23 protein-coding genes are annotated in these 20,545 nt (G+C 68.6%); 7 read left to right on the forward strand and 16 right to left on the reverse strand.

Annotated features, from left to right (window positions below):
* Window positions 1-16: 16 nt before the first annotated feature.
* A complete protein-coding gene (locus ACQPYH_RS37715) occupies window positions 17-730 on the reverse strand; it encodes a metal-dependent transcriptional regulator (protein ID WP_130443599.1) in 714 nt (237 codons plus the stop codon).
* A gap of 52 nt (window positions 731-782) precedes the next feature.
* Between ACQPYH_RS37715 and ACQPYH_RS37720 the strand changes: the two genes are divergently transcribed.
* The 4 genes from ACQPYH_RS37720 (at window position 783) to ACQPYH_RS37735 (ending at window position 4,477) form a co-directional block, all read left to right on the forward strand.
* A complete protein-coding gene (locus ACQPYH_RS37720; RefSeq protein ID WP_432881611.1) occupies window positions 783-2,090 on the forward strand; it encodes a cryptochrome/photolyase family protein in 1,308 nt (435 codons plus the stop codon).
* A gap of 73 nt (window positions 2,091-2,163) precedes the next feature.
* Window positions 2,164-2,556: a GntR family transcriptional regulator gene (locus tag ACQPYH_RS37725; protein WP_165549724.1), complete on the forward strand. Its 393-nt coding sequence runs from the start codon at window positions 2,164-2,166 to the stop codon at window positions 2,554-2,556.
* The gene (locus tag ACQPYH_RS37730; protein ID WP_432881615.1) at window positions 2,553-3,431 is read left to right on the forward strand and encodes an ABC transporter ATP-binding protein; all 879 of its coding nucleotides are present in this window, start codon (window positions 2,553-2,555) and stop codon (window positions 3,429-3,431) included. The genes ACQPYH_RS37725 and ACQPYH_RS37730 overlap by 4 nt, the downstream gene beginning before the upstream one ends.
* On the forward strand, window positions 3,428-4,477 hold the full coding sequence (locus ACQPYH_RS37735; RefSeq protein ID WP_432881618.1) for an ABC transporter permease subunit: 1,050 nt from the start codon (window positions 3,428-3,430) through the stop codon (window positions 4,475-4,477). Before ACQPYH_RS37730 ends, ACQPYH_RS37735 begins: the two co-directional genes overlap by 4 nt.
* Here the strand turns inward: ACQPYH_RS37735 and ACQPYH_RS37740 are convergent.
* The 3 genes from ACQPYH_RS37740 to ACQPYH_RS37750 all read right to left on the reverse strand — a co-directional run bounded on the left by ACQPYH_RS37740 (window position 4,443) and on the right by ACQPYH_RS37750 (window position 6,914).
* Window positions 4,443-5,762, reverse strand: a complete 1,320-nt coding sequence (locus ACQPYH_RS37740) for an APC family permease (protein ID WP_432881621.1) — start codon at window positions 5,760-5,762, stop codon at window positions 4,443-4,445. The genes ACQPYH_RS37735 and ACQPYH_RS37740 overlap by 35 nt on opposite strands.
* Before the next feature lies 1 nt (window position 5,763).
* Window positions 5,764-6,285, reverse strand: a complete 522-nt coding sequence (locus ACQPYH_RS37745; RefSeq protein ID WP_432881624.1) for a hypothetical protein — start codon at window positions 6,283-6,285, stop codon at window positions 5,764-5,766.
* Window positions 6,286-6,356: 71 nt separating this feature from the next.
* Window positions 6,357-6,914, reverse strand: coding sequence for a hypothetical protein (locus ACQPYH_RS37750; protein WP_432881626.1), 558 nt, complete (start codon window positions 6,912-6,914; stop codon window positions 6,357-6,359).
* A 73-nt stretch (window positions 6,915-6,987) separates the two neighbouring features.
* Between ACQPYH_RS37750 and ACQPYH_RS37755 the strand changes: the two genes are divergently transcribed.
* Window positions 6,988-7,242, forward strand: a complete 255-nt coding sequence (locus ACQPYH_RS37755; protein WP_432881628.1) for a hypothetical protein — start codon at window positions 6,988-6,990, stop codon at window positions 7,240-7,242.
* On the opposite strand, the gene ACQPYH_RS37760 is transcribed toward ACQPYH_RS37755, so the two are convergent.
* The 5 genes from ACQPYH_RS37760 to ACQPYH_RS37780 form a co-directional block, all read right to left on the reverse strand.
* Entirely contained in the window at window positions 7,239-8,078 is an 840-nt protein-coding gene (locus ACQPYH_RS37760) for a class II fructose-bisphosphate aldolase (protein WP_432881630.1), read from the reverse strand. The genes ACQPYH_RS37755 and ACQPYH_RS37760 overlap by 4 nt on opposite strands.
* A gap of 11 nt (window positions 8,079-8,089) precedes the next feature.
* Window positions 8,090-9,004 (reverse strand): 1-phosphofructokinase family hexose kinase, encoded by a 915-nt coding sequence (locus ACQPYH_RS37765; protein WP_432881632.1) that lies wholly within the window; start codon window positions 9,002-9,004, stop codon window positions 8,090-8,092.
* Complete coding sequence (nagA, locus tag ACQPYH_RS37770; RefSeq protein WP_432881635.1) at window positions 8,992-10,122, reverse strand: N-acetylglucosamine-6-phosphate deacetylase; 1,131 nt, start codon at window positions 10,120-10,122, stop codon at window positions 8,992-8,994. The genes ACQPYH_RS37765 and nagA overlap by 13 nt, the downstream gene beginning before the upstream one ends.
* A complete protein-coding gene (locus ACQPYH_RS37775; RefSeq protein WP_432881638.1) occupies window positions 10,119-11,066 on the reverse strand; it encodes an ROK family protein in 948 nt (315 codons plus the stop codon). Before ACQPYH_RS37775 ends, nagA begins: the two co-directional genes overlap by 4 nt.
* Before the next feature lie 149 nt (window positions 11,067-11,215).
* Window positions 11,216-11,818, reverse strand: coding sequence for a TetR family transcriptional regulator (locus ACQPYH_RS37780; RefSeq protein WP_432881640.1), 603 nt, complete (start codon window positions 11,816-11,818; stop codon window positions 11,216-11,218).
* Window positions 11,819-12,097: 279 nt separating this feature from the next.
* On the opposite strand from ACQPYH_RS37780, the gene ACQPYH_RS37785 reads away from it, so the two are divergent.
* Window positions 12,098-12,820, forward strand: coding sequence for a hypothetical protein (locus ACQPYH_RS37785; RefSeq protein WP_432881643.1), 723 nt, complete (start codon window positions 12,098-12,100; stop codon window positions 12,818-12,820).
* On the opposite strand, the gene ACQPYH_RS37790 is transcribed toward ACQPYH_RS37785, so the two are convergent.
* The 4 genes from ACQPYH_RS37790 to ACQPYH_RS37805 form a co-directional block, all read right to left on the reverse strand.
* The gene (locus tag ACQPYH_RS37790) at window positions 12,817-13,422 is read right to left on the reverse strand and encodes a CGNR zinc finger domain-containing protein (RefSeq protein WP_432881646.1); all 606 of its coding nucleotides are present in this window, start codon (window positions 13,420-13,422) and stop codon (window positions 12,817-12,819) included. The genes ACQPYH_RS37785 and ACQPYH_RS37790 overlap by 4 nt on opposite strands.
* A gap of 4 nt (window positions 13,423-13,426) precedes the next feature.
* Window positions 13,427-14,398, reverse strand: coding sequence for an SPFH domain-containing protein (locus ACQPYH_RS37795; RefSeq protein ID WP_432881648.1), 972 nt, complete (start codon window positions 14,396-14,398; stop codon window positions 13,427-13,429).
* On the reverse strand, window positions 14,398-14,688 hold the full coding sequence (locus ACQPYH_RS37800; RefSeq protein ID WP_432881651.1) for a hypothetical protein: 291 nt from the start codon (window positions 14,686-14,688) through the stop codon (window positions 14,398-14,400). The genes ACQPYH_RS37795 and ACQPYH_RS37800 overlap by 1 nt, the downstream gene beginning before the upstream one ends.
* 305 nt (window positions 14,689-14,993) lie before the next feature.
* On the reverse strand, window positions 14,994-15,701 hold the full coding sequence (locus ACQPYH_RS37805) for a TetR/AcrR family transcriptional regulator (RefSeq protein WP_432881653.1): 708 nt from the start codon (window positions 15,699-15,701) through the stop codon (window positions 14,994-14,996).
* A gap of 115 nt (window positions 15,702-15,816) precedes the next feature.
* On the opposite strand from ACQPYH_RS37805, the gene ACQPYH_RS37810 reads away from it, so the two are divergent.
* A complete protein-coding gene (locus ACQPYH_RS37810; protein WP_432881655.1) occupies window positions 15,817-18,024 on the forward strand; it encodes an MMPL family transporter in 2,208 nt (735 codons plus the stop codon).
* Here ACQPYH_RS37810 and pdxH read toward each other — a convergent pair.
* The 3 genes from pdxH to ACQPYH_RS37825 all read right to left on the reverse strand — a co-directional run bounded on the left by pdxH (window position 17,970) and on the right by ACQPYH_RS37825 (window position 20,543).
* Window positions 17,970-18,614: a pyridoxamine 5'-phosphate oxidase gene (gene pdxH / locus ACQPYH_RS37815; protein ID WP_432881658.1), complete on the reverse strand. Its 645-nt coding sequence runs from the start codon at window positions 18,612-18,614 to the stop codon at window positions 17,970-17,972. The two genes, ACQPYH_RS37810 and pdxH, sit on opposite strands and share 55 nt — an antisense overlap.
* A 164-nt stretch (window positions 18,615-18,778) precedes the next feature.
* Window positions 18,779-19,909, reverse strand: coding sequence for a hypothetical protein (locus ACQPYH_RS37820; RefSeq protein WP_432881661.1), 1,131 nt, complete (start codon window positions 19,907-19,909; stop codon window positions 18,779-18,781).
* Window positions 19,910-19,940: 31 nt separating this feature from the next.
* On the reverse strand, window positions 19,941-20,543 hold the full coding sequence (locus tag ACQPYH_RS37825; RefSeq protein ID WP_432881663.1) for a hypothetical protein: 603 nt from the start codon (window positions 20,541-20,543) through the stop codon (window positions 19,941-19,943).
* Window positions 20,544-20,545 lie beyond the last annotated feature (2 nt).

Here is a 20,545-nt window from a genome sequence, read left to right on the forward strand (position 1 = left end):
AACACAGGCTTGATACTCAAACGCGGCTGACGAAGATGTGGCCGGCGGTCTCGTCGCTGATCACGCCGCCGGCCTCGCGGCTGCCGACCAGCACGCCGTCGGCGTCCATCGTCGAGTCCACCTCGCGACCGGGCAGTGCGCCGGCCTTGCGCAGTACGGCCATCGCGCCGTCGTCGGTCTGCACCGGCTCCGCGATCCGCCGGACGAGCACTCGCACGCTCTCGCCGGTGGACTGGTCGAGGACCTGGTCGAGCGGCTCGACACCGATCCGGAAGTCCTCGATGTCGCTCGCGATACCGCTGGTCTGCAGCTCCTCCAGACCCGGGATCGGGTTGCCGTACGGCGACTCGGTCGGGTTGTCGAGGATCTTCAGCAGCCGCAGCTCGACCGCGTCGCTCATCACGTGCTCCCAGCGGCAGGCCTCGGCGTGCACGTCCTCCCACTCGAGCCCGATCACATCGACCAGCAGACGCTCCGCGAGGCGGTGCTTGCGCATCACCCGGACGGCCTGCTTGCGGCCGACGTCGGTGAGCTCCAGATGGCGGTCGCCCTCCACCTTGATCAGACCGTCGCGCTCCATCCGCGCAACCGTCTGACTGACCGTCGGACCGGACTGGTGCAGGCGTTCGGCAATTCGTGCCCGGAGAGGGAGGATGCCCTCTTCTTCCAGCTCGTAGACGGTCCGCAGGTACATCTCGGTGGTATCGATCAGCTCGCTCACGACAACCATTCTCACCTATTGAGGCAACCCTTACCGAATCGCTGCTGGGTACTGGCGGATGATGAGCACGATGACAGCGGTGATGTGGTTCCGCCGGGACCTTCGGCTGGCGGACAATCCGGCCCTGCTCGACGCCGTGGCGGCCGGTGACGGCCGGGTCCTGGGCGTGTTCGTGGTGGATCCGTTGCTCTGGGAGCGTTCGGGCGATCCGCGCCGGGATCACCTCTCGGCGTCGCTGCGCAGCCTCTCCGAGTCGATGGGCGGACGGCTCGTCGTACGGCGGGGTGATCCGGCGATCGTCGTACCGGCTCTCGCGGAGGAGGTCGGGGCCGCGAGTGTGCATGTCAGCGCGGACTACGGGCCGTACGGACAGCAACGCGATCAAGAAGTTGAAGCCTCATTGAAGTGTCCGCTGATGCGGACCGGATCGCCGTACGCCGTGGCGCCGGGGCGGGTGCTGAATCAGCAGGGGCGGTCGTACCAGGTGTTCACGCCGTACTTCAAGGCGTGGCTGGCGCACGGGTGGCGACAGCCGGTTGAGGCGCCGGCCGACGTGACGTGGGTGAAGGCTGCCGGCGAGGAACTGCAGTCCGGAGCCGAAGCCGGTGAGAAGGCCGCGCTCCGGCATTGGCAGGCGTACCTCGACGACGTCGCGGCGTACGACGACGAGCGGGATCGGCCCGATCTGGACAGCACGTCGCGGATGTCGATCCCGTTGAAGTACGGCGAGATCCACCCGCGGACGATGCTCGCCGATCTGGCCCGCAAACGCAGCGCCGGCGCGGAGGCGTACCGACGTGAGTTGGCGTGGCGCGAGTTCTGCGCCGATCTGCTCGCGCGTCACCCGCAGGCCGCGTGGAAGCCGCTGCGCCCGGAGTTCGACAAGATGCAGTACGACGAGCCGGGCGAGCTGTTCGACGCGTGGTGCGCGGGCCGGACTGGGTTCCCGATCGTGGACGCCGGGATGCGGCAGCTGGCCGAGACCGGCTTCATGCACAACCGGGTGCGGATGGTCGTGGCGTCGTTCCTGGTCAAGGACCTCCACGTGCATTGGCGATTCGGCGCCCGCTGGTTCATGCGGACACTGCGCGACGGCGATCTCGCGTCGAACTTGCTCAACTGGCAGTGGGTGGCCGGTTGCGGCGCCGATGCGGCGCCGTACTTCCGGATCTTCAACCCGGTCAGCCAGGGCCAGAAGTTCGATCCCGACGGCGAGTACGTGCGGCGCTGGATCCCCGAGCTGCGGCACCTCGACGGCAAGACGGCGCACGAGCCCTGGCGGTACGGCGCCGACGCCTACCCGGACCAGATCGTCGACCACGGCGAGGCCCGCGCCGAGGCCCTCCGCCGGTACGCCGCCATCCGCTGACCGCTCCAAGCTCTTGACGAGCGTTTGCGTCATACCCCTATAGTGCTAGTTACCTAGATGAATGGGGTTATGGATGATCGAGTTTCATCTGGACGGCCGGTCGGGGGTCTCGCCGTACCAGCAGATCGTTCAGCAGGTCCGGAACGCATTGCGGCTCGGACTGCTGCGGGAGGGTGACCAATTGCCGACCGTGAAGGACGTGGTGGCGGCACTTGCGATCAACCCGAACACCGTGCTCAAGGCGTACCGCGAACTCGAGCACGAAGGCCTGGTCCAGGCCCGGCCCGGCCGCGGCACGTTCGTCACCCGCACGCTCACCGACAACACGCTCGCCGCGCACGGTCCGCTCCGGCAGGACCTCCGCCGCTGGCTCGCCAAGGCCCGCAAGGCCGGCCTCGACGACGAGAGCATCGAGGCGTTGTTCCTGACAACCTTTCGGTCCGCCGCTCAGGAGGACATAGCGTGAACACAGTTCTGCAGGCCCACGGGCTGGGGAAGAAGTACGGGCGGCGCTGGGCGCTGACCGATTGTGAATTGGTGGTTCCGGCCGGGCATGTGGTGGGGCTGGTCGGGCCTAACGGGGCCGGTAAGAGCACCTTGCTGAATCTGGCTGTGGGGATGCTGACGCCTACGGCGGGGACCGTCGAGGTGCTGGGGGCGCCTGCGGGAGCGCAGCAGGCGAAGGTCGGGTACGTCGCGCAGGACACGCCGACGTACGCGCGGTTGAGTATCGCGGACCACCTGCGGCTGGGCCGACGTTTGAACCCGGCGTGGGACGAATCCCTTGCACAGCGACGGATCCAGCACCTGAAGCTCGATCCGAAACAGCGGGCGGGCAAGCTCTCCGGTGGCCAGCGGGCGCAGCTCGCGCTCACGCTCGGTCTGGCGAAGCGACCCGAGCTGCTGGTTCTCGACGAACCCGTCGCGGCGCTCGATCCGCTGGCGCGGCGCGAGTTCCTGCAGGACCTGATGGAGGCGGTCGCGGAGCAGGAGCTCAGCGTCGTACTGTCCTCGCATCTGGTCTCCGACGTCGAGCGTGCCTGCGACTACGTGATCGTGCTCGTCGACTCGCGGGTGCAGGTCAGCGGCGAGATCGACACCCTGCTGGCGACGCACTACCGGCTGACCGGTCCGCGCCGCGATCCGAAGGACCTGCCGCGGGACCAGTTCGTCGTGACCGCGAGCCACACCGATCGGCAGTCGACGTACCTCATCCGGACCGAGCAGCCGATCCACGATCCGGCCTGGACGGTCACCCAACTCACGCTCGAGGACCTGGTGCTGGCCTACATGGGCCGCGACGTCCAGCCGGAGCGCCCAGTTCTGGAGGTGCAGCGATGATCTGGCTGACCTGGCGACAGTTCCGCGTGCAGTTCCTGGTCGTCGCGACCGTGATCGTCGCGGCCGGCATCACCCTCGCCATCACCGGCCCGGGCCTCGCCGACGACTACCGGCGACTGGCCGACTCGTTCATCGAGAGCCTCGGCTTCCAGCGCTTCAATCCCTTCCTGTACATCGCCGGCCAGGCACTGCTGTACGTCACGCCGCCGGTGATCGGGGCGTTCTGGGGCGCACCGCTGGTCGCCCGCGAGTTGGAGACCGGCACCCACCGGCTGGTGTGGAGTCAGAGCATCGGCAGGCGCCGCTGGCTCGCGACCAAGCTCGGCGTGACCGGTGGCGCCGCGATCGCGATCACCGGGCTGCTGAGCCTCGCGGTGACCTGGTGGGCCGAACCGATCGACAAGGCGATCAACGCCGGTCAGGACTCGAACACCTACCTGCCCCGGATGTTCCCGCCGGTCTTCGCCGCCCGCGGCCTGGTCCCGATCGGGTACGCCGCGTTCGCGTTCGCCCTCGGTGTCGCGCTGGGCCTCGTGATCCGTCGTACCGTCGTCTCCCTCGCGGTCACGCTGGCAGCCGTGATCCTGATCCAGATCATCACGCCGACGCTGATCCGGCCGCATCTGCTGGCGCCGACGGACAAGTTGATCGTCGCGAGCGCGGAGAACGTCCGGGGCTTCGGGCTCAGCGGGGACGGGCCGAGTCCGACGGTGAAGGAGCTGGAGGTCGCAACCGGAGCGGTCGGTGCGTGGAAGCTGTCCGACGACACCGTGGACAAGTCGGGCAAGGCGCTGAGCACGCTGCCCGACTGGGTCATCAAGTGCGCGCCGGCGCCGCCGCCGGGCCTGGCGCAGGCACCGACCAGCGACGCGGACCGGACCGCCTGCTTCCAGCGGCTCGCCGATGAGGGCTACCGGCAACATCTCCGCTACTACACCGCGGACAAGTTCTGGGACCTGCAGTGGCGGGAGTTCGGGTTCTTCCTGCTGATCGCCGTCGCGCTGGGCGGGTTCAGCTTCTGGCGGATCCGGCGCGACCTGTCCTGAACCGGCGTACGAGAAGGGCTGCCGCGAGGAGCGCGGCAGCCACGACCGCGGACGTCCACGGGAGTGTGACCGCGAGTACGACGCAACCGGTCAGGCCGAGCACGTTGACGGCACGGGGCCAGCGACGCTGGTCGCGCGGCTGGGTGAACGCGGAGGCGTTCGCGATCGCGTAGTACAGCAGGACTCCGAACGACGAGAAGCCGATCACGCCGCGCAGATCGGTCGTGAGCACCAGTACGCCGACGACCGCGGCGAGCGCGAGCTCGGCGTGGTGCGGCACCTGGTAGCGCGGATGTACGGCGGCCAGCCAGGTCGGGAGATCCCGGTTGCGGGCCATGGCGAGCGTGGTGCGGCCGACGCCGGCGATCAAGGCAAGCAGGGCGCCCAGGCTGGCGAGCGCGGCGCCGATCCGGACGATCGGTGTCGCCCAGGCCGCACCGACCCCGTCGACCGCGGCCGCGAGGGGCGCCGTGGTCGACGCGGGGTCGCCGGTCCGCAACAGCGCGAAAGCGACGAGCAGGTAGATGCCGATGGCAACGGCTAGCGCGATGGTGATCGCTCGCGGGATCGTTCTGGCCGGCTCGCGGACCTCCTCGCCCATGGTCGCGATGCGCGCGTAGCCGGCGAACGCGAAGAACAGCAGGCCTGCCGATTGCAGCACGCCGTACACCGAAGTGCTGGAGGCCGTGTGATGCTGAGGTTCACCGGTGTAGAGCAGGATCAGCACGAGAGCGAGGATGGCGAGCGTGCAGGTGACGAGGATTCTGGTGAGCCGTGCTGTCCGGGTCACTCCTCGGTAGTTGACCGCCGCCAGGGCGAGGACGGCGACCAACGCGATCAGCCGTCGCAACCAGTTGATGTCGGTAGCGTAGGTCGCGAAGGTGAGCGCCATCGCGGCGCATGACGCCGTCTTGCCGATCACGAAGCACCATCCCGCGGCGAATCCCCACCACTCCCCCAGACGCTCACGTCCGTAGACATAGGTGCCACCGGACACCGGGTAGACGGCCGCCAGTTGCGCCGAGGAGGCAGCGTTGCAGTAGGCAACGATCGCCGCGATGAGGAGGCCGATCAGCAGGCCCGAGCCGGCGGCGTGCGCCGCCGGCGACCAGACTGCGAAGACCCCGGCGCCGACCATCGACCCCAGCCCGATAACCACCGCATCCCCAACCCCCAACCGCCGCGCCAGCCCAGCCTGGGGCGCGCCGGTGCCGGCCCCGCCGGTGGCGGAGCGGCGCGGCCTTGGTTGTGCCGCGTCCGGCGGCCCGGGGTCAGGCGCGGTCATGTCAGATCTCCGCCGCCAGAGCCGCGGCAATCTTGGCCTCGGCATCGGCGACGACCTCCTTGGGCGCTTCGGGCAGCAGATCGGCCCACAGCGGCAGCATCTCCCGTTTGGCCTCGAGCATGCCCAGCGGCCGGGGGTAGAACCACACGTGGAAGTGGGCGGAACCGTCGCCCCAACGATAGACGTGCACCCGCGCGATGTCGCCGAGCGCGAGAATCGCCCGCTCGATCCGGGCGACCATCGGCCCGTAGCTCGTCGCATGCCCGTCGGGGAGGTCGGCGAAGCTGTCGTAGTGACCACGGCTGGCCAGCCAGACCACACCGGGAATCGTCACACCGGTGGCTCGGCACAGCGCCCAGTTGTCGTCGCTCCACAGCGGCCCCTCGTGCTCGGGCTTGTTGCCGGCCAGCCAGTCGCACAGCCCACACGGATCACCACCTGGCTCACCGACCCGCGGCGGCTCCGGGATCACCCGCGGCGGCGGGTCCAGTCTGGTCAACGGTTCGGCGTACGGAAGTGTCATGGCGGTCTCCTCCTGAGAAGATGATGCCGTCAGTGAAACACGCTTGTTGCGTTTCGTGCAACAGTCGTGTTTCACGCCTCCAGTACGCCGCGGAGTACCAGGTCGAGGGTCAGGCGGCGGGCCCGCGACCGGGACCAGTGGTGCCGGCCGCGCATGTGCACATAGGTGAAGGCGGCCGAGACCATCAGCACCTCGGCCACATCGCTGACCCGGCCGTGCGGGTGCAGCGTGCCGTCCGCCTCGCCGTCGCGGAGGAACCGCTCGAACGGATCCAGGAACGAGACCGGGCCGTTGCGCGCCTGTTCCTGATGGAACACCAGGTCCGACGACAACATCAGCGGGAGGTGCCGGTCGATCACGTCGAACAGCGCCTCAATGGCGCGGATCAGGCCCTCACGACCGGTCCCGGAGCCGGCCAGCACCGGCCACATCGTGTCCCGGTAGTCGTCGGCCAGCGCGTCCAGCAGGGAGTCCAGCAGCGCCTCGACCGTCAGGCCCTGCCGCCAGAGCGTGACCCGGGACCGGCCGACCTGCTCCGCGACACGCTCCAGCGTCACGCCGGCCCAGCCGTGCTCGCCCAGTACGGCGATGGTCGCCGTACGCAGCGTCTCGTCCACCGCCACGGTCATCCCGACCCCTCACTCTTGTGCAACATGATCGTTGCACTGCACCATGACTGTAGCAACCAACTGAGGAGGCGACGTGGACAGCAGGACCGAGATCCGGGTGCAGTTCACCGACCAGGAGCTGGCCGGGCTGACCGCGCTCGCGGCCGGGCTGCGCGGGGTGGCCGAGTCCGACCTGTCCGAGGAGGATGCACTGGTCGCGGCGGTGGAGATGGCGCTGACCCGGCTGATCGACGATTTCGAGGTGCCCGATCCGGCGACCCGCCAGCAGGTCCAGGTCGCCCGCGACGACCTGCGCGCGCACTGGATCCGAGGCGCCGCCGGGATCTAGGCCGTCGCCTTCAGCACACCCAGCAGGCGCGCGACTTCCGTCGCCACGGCGTCACGGGCCGGGCCGAGGTACTTCCTCGTGTCGACCAGCTTCGGGTTCTCGGCGAGCACCTCGCGAACGACGGCGGTGAAGACGTTGTTCAGGTGGGTGGCGATGTTGACCTTGGTCATGCCGGCCTCGACGGCCCGGGTGAGGTCCGGATCGGCGACCCCCGACGAGCCGTGCAGGACCAACGGCACCGGGACGGCCTGGCGGAGTTGCGTGATGAGGTCGAAGTCGAGGGTCGCGGTGCGCTCGGTCATGGCATGGCTCGAGCCGACCGCGACCGCCAACGCGTCGACGCCGGTCGCCTCCGCGAAGGCGAGTGCTTCGTCGGGGCGGGTGCGGGCGCCGGGTGCGTGAACGCCGTCCTTGCCGCCGACCTCGCCGATCTCGGCCTCGACGAAGACGCCGTGGTCGTGGCAGTACGCAACCACCTCGGTCGTCGCCGCCACGTTGTCGGCGTACTCGAGCTTGGAGGCGTCGTACATCACCGACGTGAACCCGAGCGCGACCGCCTCGGTGACCAGGTCGCGGTCCATCGCGTGATCCAGGTGTACGACGACCGGCACCGTCGCGGCTGCCGCAGCAGCCAGCGTGCCGAGACCGATCGGCTTGAGCGCGCCGTGGTACTTCACCGCGTTCTCACTGATCTGCAGGATCACCGGCGCACCCACCTGCTCGGCACCGGCGATCAACGCGGTCGCGTGCTCCAACTGGATCACGTTGAACGCGCCGACACCACGACCGGCCTTGGCCGCAGCCAGCACAACCTCGGCCCCGGAAACCAACGGCATGAGAACTCCTTCTAATTAACGGTGACCTGAGGTTGCCATCGGCGATACGCAGCGAGGTCGATGTCTCCGGCAACGGGTGTCAATACTGCAGCTGCGGATGCGGCGACGGCCGACTTGAGTACGACGGACCAGTCAGGCTCGGGTGATTCGGCAACGGCTGCCGCGACGACCGCCGTACACGCATCGCCCGCGCCGGTCGGGTTCCCGCTGACGGTCTCGACCGGCAGCGCCCGCCAGACGCCTTTCTTGCTGGCGGCAACCATCCCGCGCGGACCGTCCGTGATGACCGCAGCGGAAGCACCGAGCGCAACCAGCTCCGACGCGCCCTCCTCGACCTCCACCTCACCCACAGCAGCGCGCAACTCGGACGCGTTCGCCCGCACCACCGCGCCAGCACGAGCCGCGGCCTTCAACGCATCACCACCGGTATCGATCACCGACAGGACGTCGTGATGCCGCGCCCGCACCGCAAGCTCGGCGTACGCGTCGGACGGCAGTCCCGGCGGCAGGCTGCCCGAACACGCGAGCACGCCCATCCGCCCCCACGGCATCCGATCCAGGAACGCCCGCCACTCGTCGGCACTCACCGTCGGCCCGGCTTCGTTGAAGATCGTCGCGTCGCCGTCCACATCGTTGACAATGGCAACGGTACGGCGGGTCTCACCCGCGATCGGTGTGAGCAGCGCGGTCAGCCCGGCGTCGAACAGCTCCTCGGCGACCAGCTCACCCGTCACACCGCCGACGAACCCGAGCACCAGCACCTGATGCCCGAGCGTGGCCGCGACCCGCGCGACGTTCACGCCCTTGCCGCCGGCCCGCCGACGAATCCGATCGACGCGATGGCTCCCGCCGACCTGCAGTTCGTCGACCTCGTACGTCACGTCCAGCGCAAGGTTGAGCGTGACGGTCCCGATCAGTCCAGCCACGACCCGGCCCGCATCACTTTCTGTACGGCGTACTCGTCGTCGAGCAGGACCAGGTCCGCCCGCTTCCCGGTCTCGATCGAGCCGACGTCGTACCAGCCGAAGTGCTGCGCCGGGGTCGTCGAGGCCATCCGCGAGGCGTCCACCAGCGAGACTCCTGCCTTGACGGCGTTGCGGTAGGCAACATCCATCGTGAGCGTGCTGCCGGCGATCGAATGCGTGCCCTCGGCAAGCGTCACCAGACCGTTGGTGACGTCAACGGCCAGATCGCCGAGCTGGTACCGGCCGTCAGGCATCCCCGCGGCCGCCATCGCGTCGGTGATCAGCGCGATCCGGTTCACCCCGGCGGCCGCGAGCGCGACCCGGACAACCTGCGGGTCGAGATGCATGCCGTCGTTGATCACCTCGAGCAGCAGCCGCTGGTCGTTCAGCGCGGCGCCGACCGGGCCGGGATCGCGGTGGTGGAACGGCCGCATCCCGTTGAACAGGTGCGTCGCCACGGTCGCGCCGGCGTCCACACCGGCGACCATCTGTTCGTACGTCGCGTCCGTGTGGCCGAGCGCGGCGACCTTGCCCGCGTCGCCGACCTGGCGGATCGCTTCCAGCCCGTTCTCGAGCTCCGGCGCGATCGTCACCATTCTGACCGCGTCGCCGAGCACCATCGCGACGTCGTCCTTCAGCGGCGGCCGTAGCAGCGCCGGGTCGTGCGCGCCACAGCGCGCCTTGGACAGGAACGGCCCTTCCAGGTGGACGCCGGCGATCACGCCGTCGGCGACCAGCTCCGCGAGGCAGGCTGTCTGCGAGACGATGACGTCGAGCGGCGCCGAGACCAGGCTGGCCAGCGTGGTCGTCGTACCGTGCTTGCCGTGGAAGGCCGCGACCTTGCGCGCCTCCTCCGGATCGGTGGTCGAGTACGACGACCCGCCGCCGCCGTGCGTGTGGATGTCGACGAACCCCGGTACGACGGTGACGTCGCCCAGGTCCTCCGGCCGCCTGCCGTCCGCGGGCATCCCTTCGGACCGGCGCCCGAACGCGTGGATGTCCTCGTCGACCACCTGGATCCAGGCGTTCTCCAGAACGTCGTCCGGCGTGACCACCCGGCCCACGCGGTACGTCGTCATGCCGTCTCCTCCTCGTCGGCGGTAACGCTGTCCCAGGCCATCTGCGCGGCGCCCAGCATGCCCGCCTCCTCGCCCAGCACCGCGGCCACGATCTCGGGCTCGCGCTGGAACGTCAGGCGCGCGTGCACGCCCTCGCGCAGGGGCTGTAGCAGCGTCTCACCGGCGCCTACGAGGCCGCCGCCGATCGCGATGCGGGTCGGTGCGACCAGGGTCGTGTAGAGGACCAGGGCGTCGATCAGAGCCGCCAGCGCGTCCTGCCAGACCTTCGCCGCGTCCGGGTCTCCGGCCGCGAGTAGCTCCATGACCTCGCGGGCGCCGTCCACGGTCCGTCCGGTCCGGGCGGTGTACCGCCGGGCCAGAGCGGCGGCGGAGGCGACCGTCTCGAGGCAGCCCCACTGACCGCAGGCGCACAGCTCGGCCGTGTCGCCGTAGATGAACTTCGAGTGGCCGAGCTCGCCGGCGTACCCGTCACCGCTGACCAGGGACCCGTCGACGATCATCGCGGCGGCGATCCCAGTGCCCAGCGGCAGGAACATCGAGTTCGTCGTACCGGCCAGGGCGCCTTGGCGCAGCTCGGCGTACCCGCCGGCGCGGACGTCATGGGCGAGCACGATCGGCACGTCGTCGCTGATCGCGGCCTTCAGCTCAGCCAGCACCGGTGTCGCGACCCACTCCAGGTTCTCGGCGCCGACCGTCCCGTGTTCGGCGTCGATGACGCCGGGCACGACGACGCCGATCGCGCGCACCCGGTGCCCGTCGGCGGTCGCCTTCTGGCTGAGCTCGACGACGGTCTCCAGCAGCGCGTCGAGCACGGCACGGCCCCCAGCGTCCCGGGGAGTAGGCCTGGTCTCGCGGTGCAGCAGGGCACCGTCGGCGGCGACCAGGCCGCACTTCATCCGGGTTCCACCGAGGTCGACGGCAACCACGACTTCACAGGGGTCCACGGAGCGCCATTATGCAGCGTTACCCGGTGGTCCGAACATCCATGAGCAAAACACAAGACAAAACTCACTGGACCAGGGCACGGTCTGGAGCAGTGTCACCCGGGAGCCGTAGGCAGGGATCCACGGTTTCCGGGGCATTGGCGATGCGGTCAGGCCCGCAGGCCGCGGTCGAAGGCCGCAACCAGGAACGTGACCAGGTTCTCGGCGAGTTTGCCGGGATCCTCCGTACTCACAGCACCCCCGGAGCCGGCGGCACCCGGCGTCGGGGACAGGGCCTGTGACTGGTGCAGGGCGAGCAGACCGAGCATGTTCATGTACCCGAAGGCGACCGCGTCCGGCGACGCCTGCGGCAATGCCCGTTGCAGAGCGGCCAGGTACCGGCTCTCGATCGGATCCGACTCGGCCGCGTACAGCTCCCGGATCCGCCGGCTCGGATCGAACGCGATCCGGCCGATGAACCGGGCGACCACGGCACCGCGCTCGCCCCGGCGCAGCACCAGTTCCAGCCCGGGCTCGATGAACGCCCGGATCAGCTCCTCCGGCGTCGGCGGCCCGCCGGCCTCCAACTGGTCCAGCCGGCGTCTGCGCTCGGTGTTGACCGGCGCCATCGCGCGCGCCACGGCAGCCCGTAGCAGCGCTTCCTTCGAACCGAAGTGATAGTTGACCGCCGCGATGTTCGCGGCTGCCGCGACCGTGATGGCGCGCAGCGAGGTGCCCTCGTAACCCCCTTCTCCGAATCGTTGCTCAGCCACGTTGAGCAATCTTTCCCGGGTCGTTTCGACCGGTGTCTCCACAGAGTTCTCCTTCCCCCCAGCTACCGCACGCGCAGGCACCCCACCTGCTCACGCGCAGTAGCCTGCAGTCAGCATAGTTCAAACGGTCGTTTGAACTGGAGGGCTCAGCTCAGTTGTTGCGAGAAATCCTCAGATTTCTCTGAAACCCTTTCCTTCCCACGGTTCTCGGCACTCACACCTCCACCACAGCCCGTGCACGATCGGGTGAAACCTGTTATTGCGTTAGGGTCCGGGGCCATGACTTTCGTGCGGGTCGACCAACGATTCCGGGGGCCGGAGCGATCGGGCAACGGCGGGTACGTCGCCGGCCTGGTCGGAACGACATTGGCGGCGCAGCTCAACGGCGTACACGTTCCGCAGGTTCGCTTGCGGATGCCGCCACCGCTGCAGAAGGACCTCGATCTGTCGGCCAACGACGCCGGCGTTCAGTTGACTGACGGTGACGAGTTGGTCGCGAACGCAGTACCGGTCGACAGCGGTTTCCTCGCCGACGCGACGATCGATCCGGTCCCGGCGGACGAGGCCCGGGCCGCGGAGGCGGCGTACCGCGGGTTGCAGGATCATCCGTTCCCGAACTGCTTCGTCTGCGGCCCGTCGAACCAGGGTGGTCTGCAGCTGAGGCCAGGGCCGATCGGCGACGGGCGTACGGCGTGCACGTGGAAGCCCGCGGCGGATCTGGCGACCGACGGACTGATCGATGAGCTGTTCCTCTGGGCGGCGCTCGACTGCCCCGGCGGATGGACGATCGACCTCGAAGGCCGTCCGTCGGTGCTCGGCCAGCTGACCGCGTGCATCGACGCGCGGCCGCAGGTCGGCGAGGAGTGCGTCGCGCTCGGCCGCTACCTCGGTGAGGACGGCCGCAAGACGTTCACCGCGAGCACCTTGTACGACGCCGACGGCCGCGTGCTCGCCCGCGCGAAGCACACCTGGATCACGGTGGACCCGGCGGCGTTCAACTAGCGCGCTCGGGCGGCGTGGGCGCGGACCTTGGCGCGGTTGCCGCAGGTCGCCATCGAGCACCAGCGGCGACGCCCGCGCGGGTCGAGGAACAGCCAGCCGCAGGACGGGCAGGTGCGGACGTGCTCGCGGGACGGGCCGGTGAGCAGGTCGCCGGCCAGCAGCGCGAGGTTGTGGAGCGGGAGCGCGAGGTCTTCGCGCAGCTCCCAGGTCAGTCCGTCATCGGTCGGCACGAGCCGCCGGCCGCCGTACGCCTTCTCGATCACGCGGGCGGCGGCCTGAAAGGTCGACTCGGCGGCCTGGTCGGTCAGGACGTCGTACAGGTCGACGCGGAAGTCCAGGGTGGTCTGCAGCCGCCGTGCCACCTCGGTCTGGCTGCTGCCGGCCTGCTCGATCAGCCGGAACACGGTGGCCGGCGACAACAGGCCGACGTACGAGTTCCAGATCAGGAAGGCCTCGTACGACGTCAGCCACTCGGTCCGGGCGGGGCCACGGGTGGTCCACTCGGACCGGGTGTTGACGAAGTCGAGCACCGGATGCGCGCCGACCGGCCTCGGCAGGACGACGCCCTGCACAAGCTCGAGGTGGGACGGCAACGCATTCATCCGATCAGCCGCCTGGTTGGGTCGTCGGCGAAGTCGTCGGCGTGGTCGGCACCGGGATGCTGACGTTGCCGTTCTGCGGGATGACCATGAACTGGATCTTGCCCGACTCGATCGCGGTCTTCAGCAGGTAGCCGTTCGCACCGAGCAGCGCGACCTGCTGCTTGACCGACTGCAGCTCGACGTTCACCTGCTGGTTCTTCTGCTCCTGGGTGGCCTTCGCCAGCTCGGCACGCTGCTTGGCCTCGAGGCCGTCGATGATGCCCTTGTCCAGCGGCATCGGCTTCTGGATCGTGAACGACAGCTCACCGCAGTCGTTGCTGCCGTTGTAGCCCGGTCCGCAGAAGTAGTCACCGCCGACGGCGGCCGGCAGCAGCCGGGTGAACTCCGTGGACGCCGCGGTCTGGAACGCGGCCTTCTTCGCCTCGTTGTTGTAGAGCTCGGCCCAGCCGTAGTTGGTGGCGACCGCGGCCAGCGCCCGGTCGATCTGCGGCCGGAAGTAGCTCTGCAGCATGTCGTTCCAGCCGCGTTCCTCGTAGGCCTCGGTCTTCAGGCCGATGCGCTCGTGGAACGACTTGATCACGTCCTTGTCCCGGTTCAGCGTGAAGTACACCTGCACCCGGACGCCGAGCCGGACGTTGTCCTTGCTGACCACGGTGACCTCGTCGGCCGCGTCCGTGTCGGCGCCGTCACCGCCGATGATGTACGAGCGCTGGTCGATCGGGTACGTGTAGAGCGTGTCGCCGGGGCCGATCAGCTGGTTCGTCGAGCCCGGCGGGACGATCGACTTGAACTTCTTGTCCTCGATCACGCCGCCGCCGTAGTGCAGCCCGATCCGGTTCGCGTCGGTGTTCGCGAAGTTGAAGATGTTGAACAGGATGATCAGCGCGATCACGGCGACGATCAGCCCGCCGATCACCTTCACCTTCGCACTTCCCTTGGGCTTGATCGCGGCGGCCGCGTTCCCCAGTTTTGCCATCAGTCGCCTAGCTCCTTGCGTTCCACCAGTCGCCGTACATCGGCGAGGGTCAGGTCGGCGGTGACCGCGACGTCGCGCGGCACCGACGGATGCGAGGAGAGCGTACGCAGGCCCTGCTCGGCAGCCGCGACCGCCCGCTCGAGCGACCTGACCTCGTGCATCAGCGCCCGGTTCTCGGCATTGACCTCGGTCAGGGCCCGCTCCGCCTGGGCGGCCCGGCGGTACGACGCCCACCCGAACCAGCCGGTTCCGATCAGGATCAGCAGCGGGATCAGCCCCAGTTCGATCATGTCCCGATTCTCGTTCATCCCTGGGCGAAAAACGGTTGAACGGCGTACCGCCCGGCAGTAGGTTCTGAGTACACGCGAAGGGAGGTGGTCCAACGCATGAATTGCTATCGGACTCGTGAGGTGGCGGCGGGCTAACCGCCAACCACTAGTTAGTGGGCAAGTGGTCGGCCAATTCAACGCCAGCCACCGGGCCTGCGGGCAGTCAGGTAGTCCGCCTGACCCTGAGTTCGGCCACCCGGTCGTGTCTCCGGAAGCGCCCGCAGGCTTCTTTATGCCTTCAGTCTTCTGCCTTCCGTCTTATGCCTTCAGTCAGCCGGCGGGCAGTCCAGGCCGAGGGCCTCGCCGATCTCGCGGAGCTGGGCCTCGAAGTACGCACCGGCATCCGGCAGCACCCAGTGCAGCTGGCCGAAGACCTCCATGCAGATCAGGCCGTAGAGCCTGGTCCAGTAGGTCAGCGACAGGTAGATCGCGCCCGGCGGCATGCCCTGGAAGTGCTCGGACTCCTGCGTGAGCTGCGCGATCAGCTCCGTCCCGAGCAGCTCGTCGCGCGGGTACGGGAACGGCTTCCAGTGCCAGATCTGCGCGACCAGCTCCTTGAAGACGTCGCCGAATCGCATCGCCGCCTGGTGGCCGGGCGTCTCGTCGTGGTCGTCCGCGTCGGGCATCGGGACCGCCGTACCGAACAGCAGCGTGAACTCGGCCGGATGCGCGAGACCCCAGTTGCGTAGGCCGTTGGCCAGCAGGTACAGCCGCTCGCCCAGGTCGGGAACCTCTTCGGTCGTCTGCAGCTGCATCAGCGCGGTCGTCAGCTCGTCGTACAGGTCCGCGATCATCGCGCCGATCAGCGCCTCGTGACTCGGGAAGTACCGGTACAGCGCGGGCGGGGTCAGGCCGAGCTCGCGCGCCACCGCCCGCAGGCCGACCGCGGACGACCCGCCGCTGACCAGCAGCCGGCGCGCGGCCGCCTTGATCTCGGCCAGCGTCGCCGCTCTCCGCCGGTCCCGGCTCTCCACTTCGAAAACTCTCCTTGACATCGCGGTAGGGCAGGACCTTAGAGTGAACACCGTTAACAGTTAACGCTGTTCACTCAGGCTCCTGCCGTTCAATCTACTCGCTGGGGAGAGTTTCGTGTTCGAGACGCTCGGCCACTTCACGTACCGGCGACGCCGTCTGGTGCTCGCCCTGACCGGTGTCTTCGTCGTCCTCGGGCTGGCCTGGGGCACCGGCGTGTTCGGGTCGCTCGCGAACGGCGGCTTCGACGCGCCGGACACCGAGGCCGCGCACGCGGTCGCGACGATCGAGCAGAACGTCGGCCGCACCGGCACCGATGTCGTCGTGCTCTATCGCAGCCAGTCCGGGACCGTCGCCGACCCGGCCTTCAAGCAGGCCGTCGAGAGCCATCTCGCGGGGTTGCCGAGCGCCGACGTGACCGGCGTGTCGACGTACTGGAGCACGAAGTCGCCGGCGTTCGTGTCGAAGGACCAGCACAGCACGTACGCCGTACTCACGCTGGCCGGCGCGACACCGGAGGACCGGCTGGACACGTTCCACAAGATCGCCTCGCAGGTCCGGACGGCGCCGGCCGGGCTCGACACCAAGGTCGGCGGCGAGGTCGTGGTGTTCGACGAGGTGAACACGCAGACCGAGCACGACATCGTCAAGGCCGAGTCGATCTCGACGCCGATCGTGCTGGTGCTGCTGGTGGTCGTCTTCGGCGGCCTGGTCGCGGCCTCGCTGCCGCTGTTCGTCGGCGCGCTCGCGATCCTCGGCTCGTTCGTCCTGCTGCGCGGGTTGTCGGCGGTCACCGACGTGTCGATCTTCTCGATCAACATCGTCACGATGATCGGGCTCGGGCTGGCGATCGACTACGCGCTGTTCATCGTCACCCGGTTCCGCGAAGAACTTGCTCGCGGCAACGATGTCGAGGCCGCGCTGACCACGACGATGGCGACGGCCGGTCGGACGGTCGCGTTCTCCGGCGTGACAGTCGGCGTGGCGATCAGCAGTCTGGTGCTGTTCCCGGTGATGTTCCTGAAGTCGATGGCGTACGGCGGTGCTGCCGCCGTGGCGATCGCGATGGTTGCGGCGCTGACCGCACTGCCGGCGCTGCTCGGCGTGTTGGGTCATCGAGTCAATAGTCTGCGGATCTTCAAGCCACGCAAGGCTTCCGCGTCCGCTTCGGCATCGGCTTCGGCTTCGGGTGCGCAGGGCGCCTGGTATCGGCTGGCGCACAGCGTGATGCGGCGGCCGGTGCGGTATGTGCTGGTGCTCGTCCCCGTGCTGCTGATTCTGGGGATCCCGTTCCTGTCAGCGCAGCTGGGCGGCGTGGACCATCGCTCGTTGCCGCCGGGCGCTACTTCGCGGACGGTGACCGAGACGCTGCAGCGGGACTTCCCCGGAGCCGGCGGGTCGGACATCTACTCGGCGGTGCGATTCGATTCCGCACCGAGCGATCCGGCGGCGGCGTTGGCGCCGTACATCTCACGGCTGGAGCAGGTGCGGGACGTGGAGAACGTGCGGATCGGTGGTTACGCCAACGGTGTGGCATCCGTTGTTGTGCACACTCATTTCACCGGACAGGAGTTGGCGGCGCGGGCCGTCGTCCACGGGGTGCGCGCGGTGCCGGCGCCGACGGGTACGCAGGTCCAGGTCGGTGGTGAGACCGCTGCGGTGATCGATCTGCTGGACGTGTTGAAGGAGCGCGCGCCGTACATGGCCGGGTTCATCGTGGTGGTGACGTTCGTGCTGCTGTTCATTGCCTTCGGCTCCTTCGTGCTGCCGGCGAAGGCGCTGCTGATGAACGTGTTGTCGTTGTCGGCGGCGTTCGGGGCGATGGTGTGGATCTTCCAGGACGGGCATCTGTCCGGGTTCCTCGGGTTCACTCCGGCCGGGTTCCTCGATGCGACCAACCCGGTGCTGCTGTTCGCCGTACTGTTCGGGCTGTCGATGGACTACGAGGTGTTCCTGCTCAGCCGGATCCGGGAGGAGTACGACCGGACCGGCGACAACACCGAGGCGGTCGCGCACGGTCTGCAGCGGACCGGCGGGATCATCACCAGTGCGGCGTTGCTGCTGATCATCGTGGTGGCGGCGTTCTCGACGTCGGGCATCGTGTTCGTGAAGATGATCGGCGTCGGGCTGGTGATCGCGATCGCGCTGGACGCGACGATCGTGCGGGCGCTGCTGGTGCCGGCGACGATGCGGCTGCTCGGTCGTGCGAACTGGTGGGCGCCGAAGCCGCTGGTGCGGTGGTGGGAACGCAACGGCTTCCGCGAAACCGATCAGGGCTGGAGCCGGACCAAGTCCCAGGAACCAGAGCTGGCGGGACGGCGGTAGGCAAGGCGGTCGTGCAGCCGGCCGACGCGGCCCTGCCAGAACTCGATTGCTTCTGGGGCGACCAGGTAGCCGCCCCAGAAGTACGGCGTGGAGATCTCGGTGCCCTCCGGCCACTGGCGTTCGTACGACGCGTACTGCAGGTCGAGCTCCTCGCGCGACGCCACGGACTGGCTCTGCTGGGATGCCCACGCACCGAGCTGTGACTCGCGCGGCCGGCTGGCGAAGTACTCGTCGACCTCGTCGGACGGGAGCTTCGTGACCGTGCCCTCGATGCGGACCTGGCGCTCCATCGCGTGCCACGGGAACACGAGCGCGCAGAGCGGGTTGTCGGACAGGTCGTCGGCCTTGCGCGATTGCTGGTTGGTGTAGAAGACGAACCCTCGTTCGTCGACGCGCTTGAGCAGGACCGTCCGCGCCGACGGCCGCCCGTCGCCGTCGGCCGTGGCCAGCACCATCGCGTTGGGCTCCGCCAAGCCGGCCTCCCGGGCCTGCTGCAGCCAGGTTGCGAACTGCTCGATCGGGTCAGAGGCCATCTGATCCTCGAGCAACTCCCCCAGTCCGTACGTACGCCGCATCTCCGCAAGATCCACACGACGAGCCTACTGAAGGAAAGAACAACCCGCCCCTCCGCTTCGCTCCGGGGCGGGGAGAGGCAGGGCAAAGAACTACCCGCCCCTCCGCTTCGCTCCGGGGCGGGGAAGGGCTGGGCAAGCCCCTTCGCTTCGCTCAGGGGCGGGGAAGGGTGGGGCGGAGCCTAGTGCGGCCGGTTGACGTGGTGGTTTATCTCGGTGAGGTGTTGGTTGAAGGTGGCTCGGTAGAGGGCCTGGTGGAGGGTTGCCTCGGCGGCGGCTGAGCTTGCGCCGGCTATCGAGGCGGCCCAGAGCGTGCTGAGATCGCCGAAGCCTTCGACGTCGGTCAGGAGCGGTTCGATCAGGTCGCGGTCGGCGGCCGACGCGAGGTTCCTGCGGACCGGGGTGAACGGCGTGACCCCTCGGCGCAGGGGCTCGACGGCGTAGAAGTAGTCGAGCATGGTCGCGTTCTCGATACCGCTGTCGACGGCAGCCTGCAGCACGCGGTCGATCTGCTCGGCGACCGCGGCCCGGGCCGCCTGCGTCGGTCCTGCGGCGGGGATCAGCCTGGTCTGCAGGTGGTTGCTGAAGGCACGCAGCTTGTCGGGCAACGGGAGCTCGTCGAGTTGCTGTACGTCGCGTGGATAGAAGTAGCCGTGGGCAACCTCACGGACCGGTGCGCTAGTGATGAAGCCGTCAGGCGGTGGGTCGAACAGGCTGCTGGCCGGCTGCAGACCCTCCGCGTACCTGTGCCAGCTCAACGCCCGCTTGATCAGCTCCACCGGCTCGGCTCTTAGGTACGGAGTTGCGACGACCTGCTGCGGGACAGCCGTCGTCGCTTCGAGCACGTAGGCCTTGGTCGTCCGTTGCTGACGGTGGCCGTCGGCAACAATGTGTGTTCCTCCGGGCACAGCCAGCACACCGTCGTACGGCGTGCTGTCGTCCATGAACCATCCGCACCCGGCGGCGAAGGTCCAGCCGCGCGTCGACGCGACCGCCGGTACACCCGCGAACAACAGCGCGGCGACCGGCCGATTGGTCCAAACGCACCCGTCCGGCAACTGCAGCTCGAACAGCCGGCTGACACCGATCGAGTCGGTGGACAGCTCCAGTCGTTCCTCGGCCAGATTCACCTGTGCGCCGGCGTCGTGCCACGAGGTGCTGTCGCGGCTGTCCCAGAGGTGCAGTCCGACTGCTGCGCCGGCGTACCCGTGGTGTTCGGCCTCGCCGCCGTAGTACGCCTCCACGCGGGCACGACCGGCCGCGGCGCGTGCGGCGCTGTCGTGCGCGAAGGTGTAGGCGACCAGCGTTCCCATGCAGAGCCTGATGCCCGCTCTGCGGCGAAAGTTATTGCGGCGGTTGCTGGCCCGGGTACTGCGGGGGTTGTTGCGGCGGCTGATGTGGCGGGTACGGCGGTTGTTGCTGTTGGCCCGGGTATCCGCCCCACTGCTGCGGCTGCTGCTGCGGGTAGCCGGGCTGGTACCCACTACCGTCCTGCAGTTGTCCTGGACCTGCCAGCAGCTTCGCCACCTTGGCGTCGACAGCCCAGCGCCGCAGGCCGACCAGCAACAGCGGTATGCCGAGCAGGATCACAGATCCGTCGAACAGCAGGTACGACCCGCCGTACTTCGAACCCGGGAACTGGAACAGCTTGACCAGGTCCAGCGCCTGCCTGATCGGCAGCACCAGCACGGCCACGCCGACCACTGTCAGCAGCAGACCGGCACCGGTGGTCACACCGGAACCAATGGCCGGAGCCATCATCAGCAGGCCGAGCACGACCGCGACGCCGATCATCAGCGCGAGCCAAGGCAGCACCCGGTCCAGGTTGCTGTTGTACAGCTGGACGCGGATCAGCAGCCGATTGGTCGCGTAAGAGGCGACGACCATGGCTGCATAGGACGCAATGACGCCGATCACGAGCCCAAGGGCGGGGAGGGGCTTGGCCATGC

This window comes from Kribbella sp. CA-245084, from assembly GCF_050942355.1.
Classification (GTDB): Bacteria; Actinomycetota; Actinomycetes; order Propionibacteriales; family Kribbellaceae; genus Kribbella.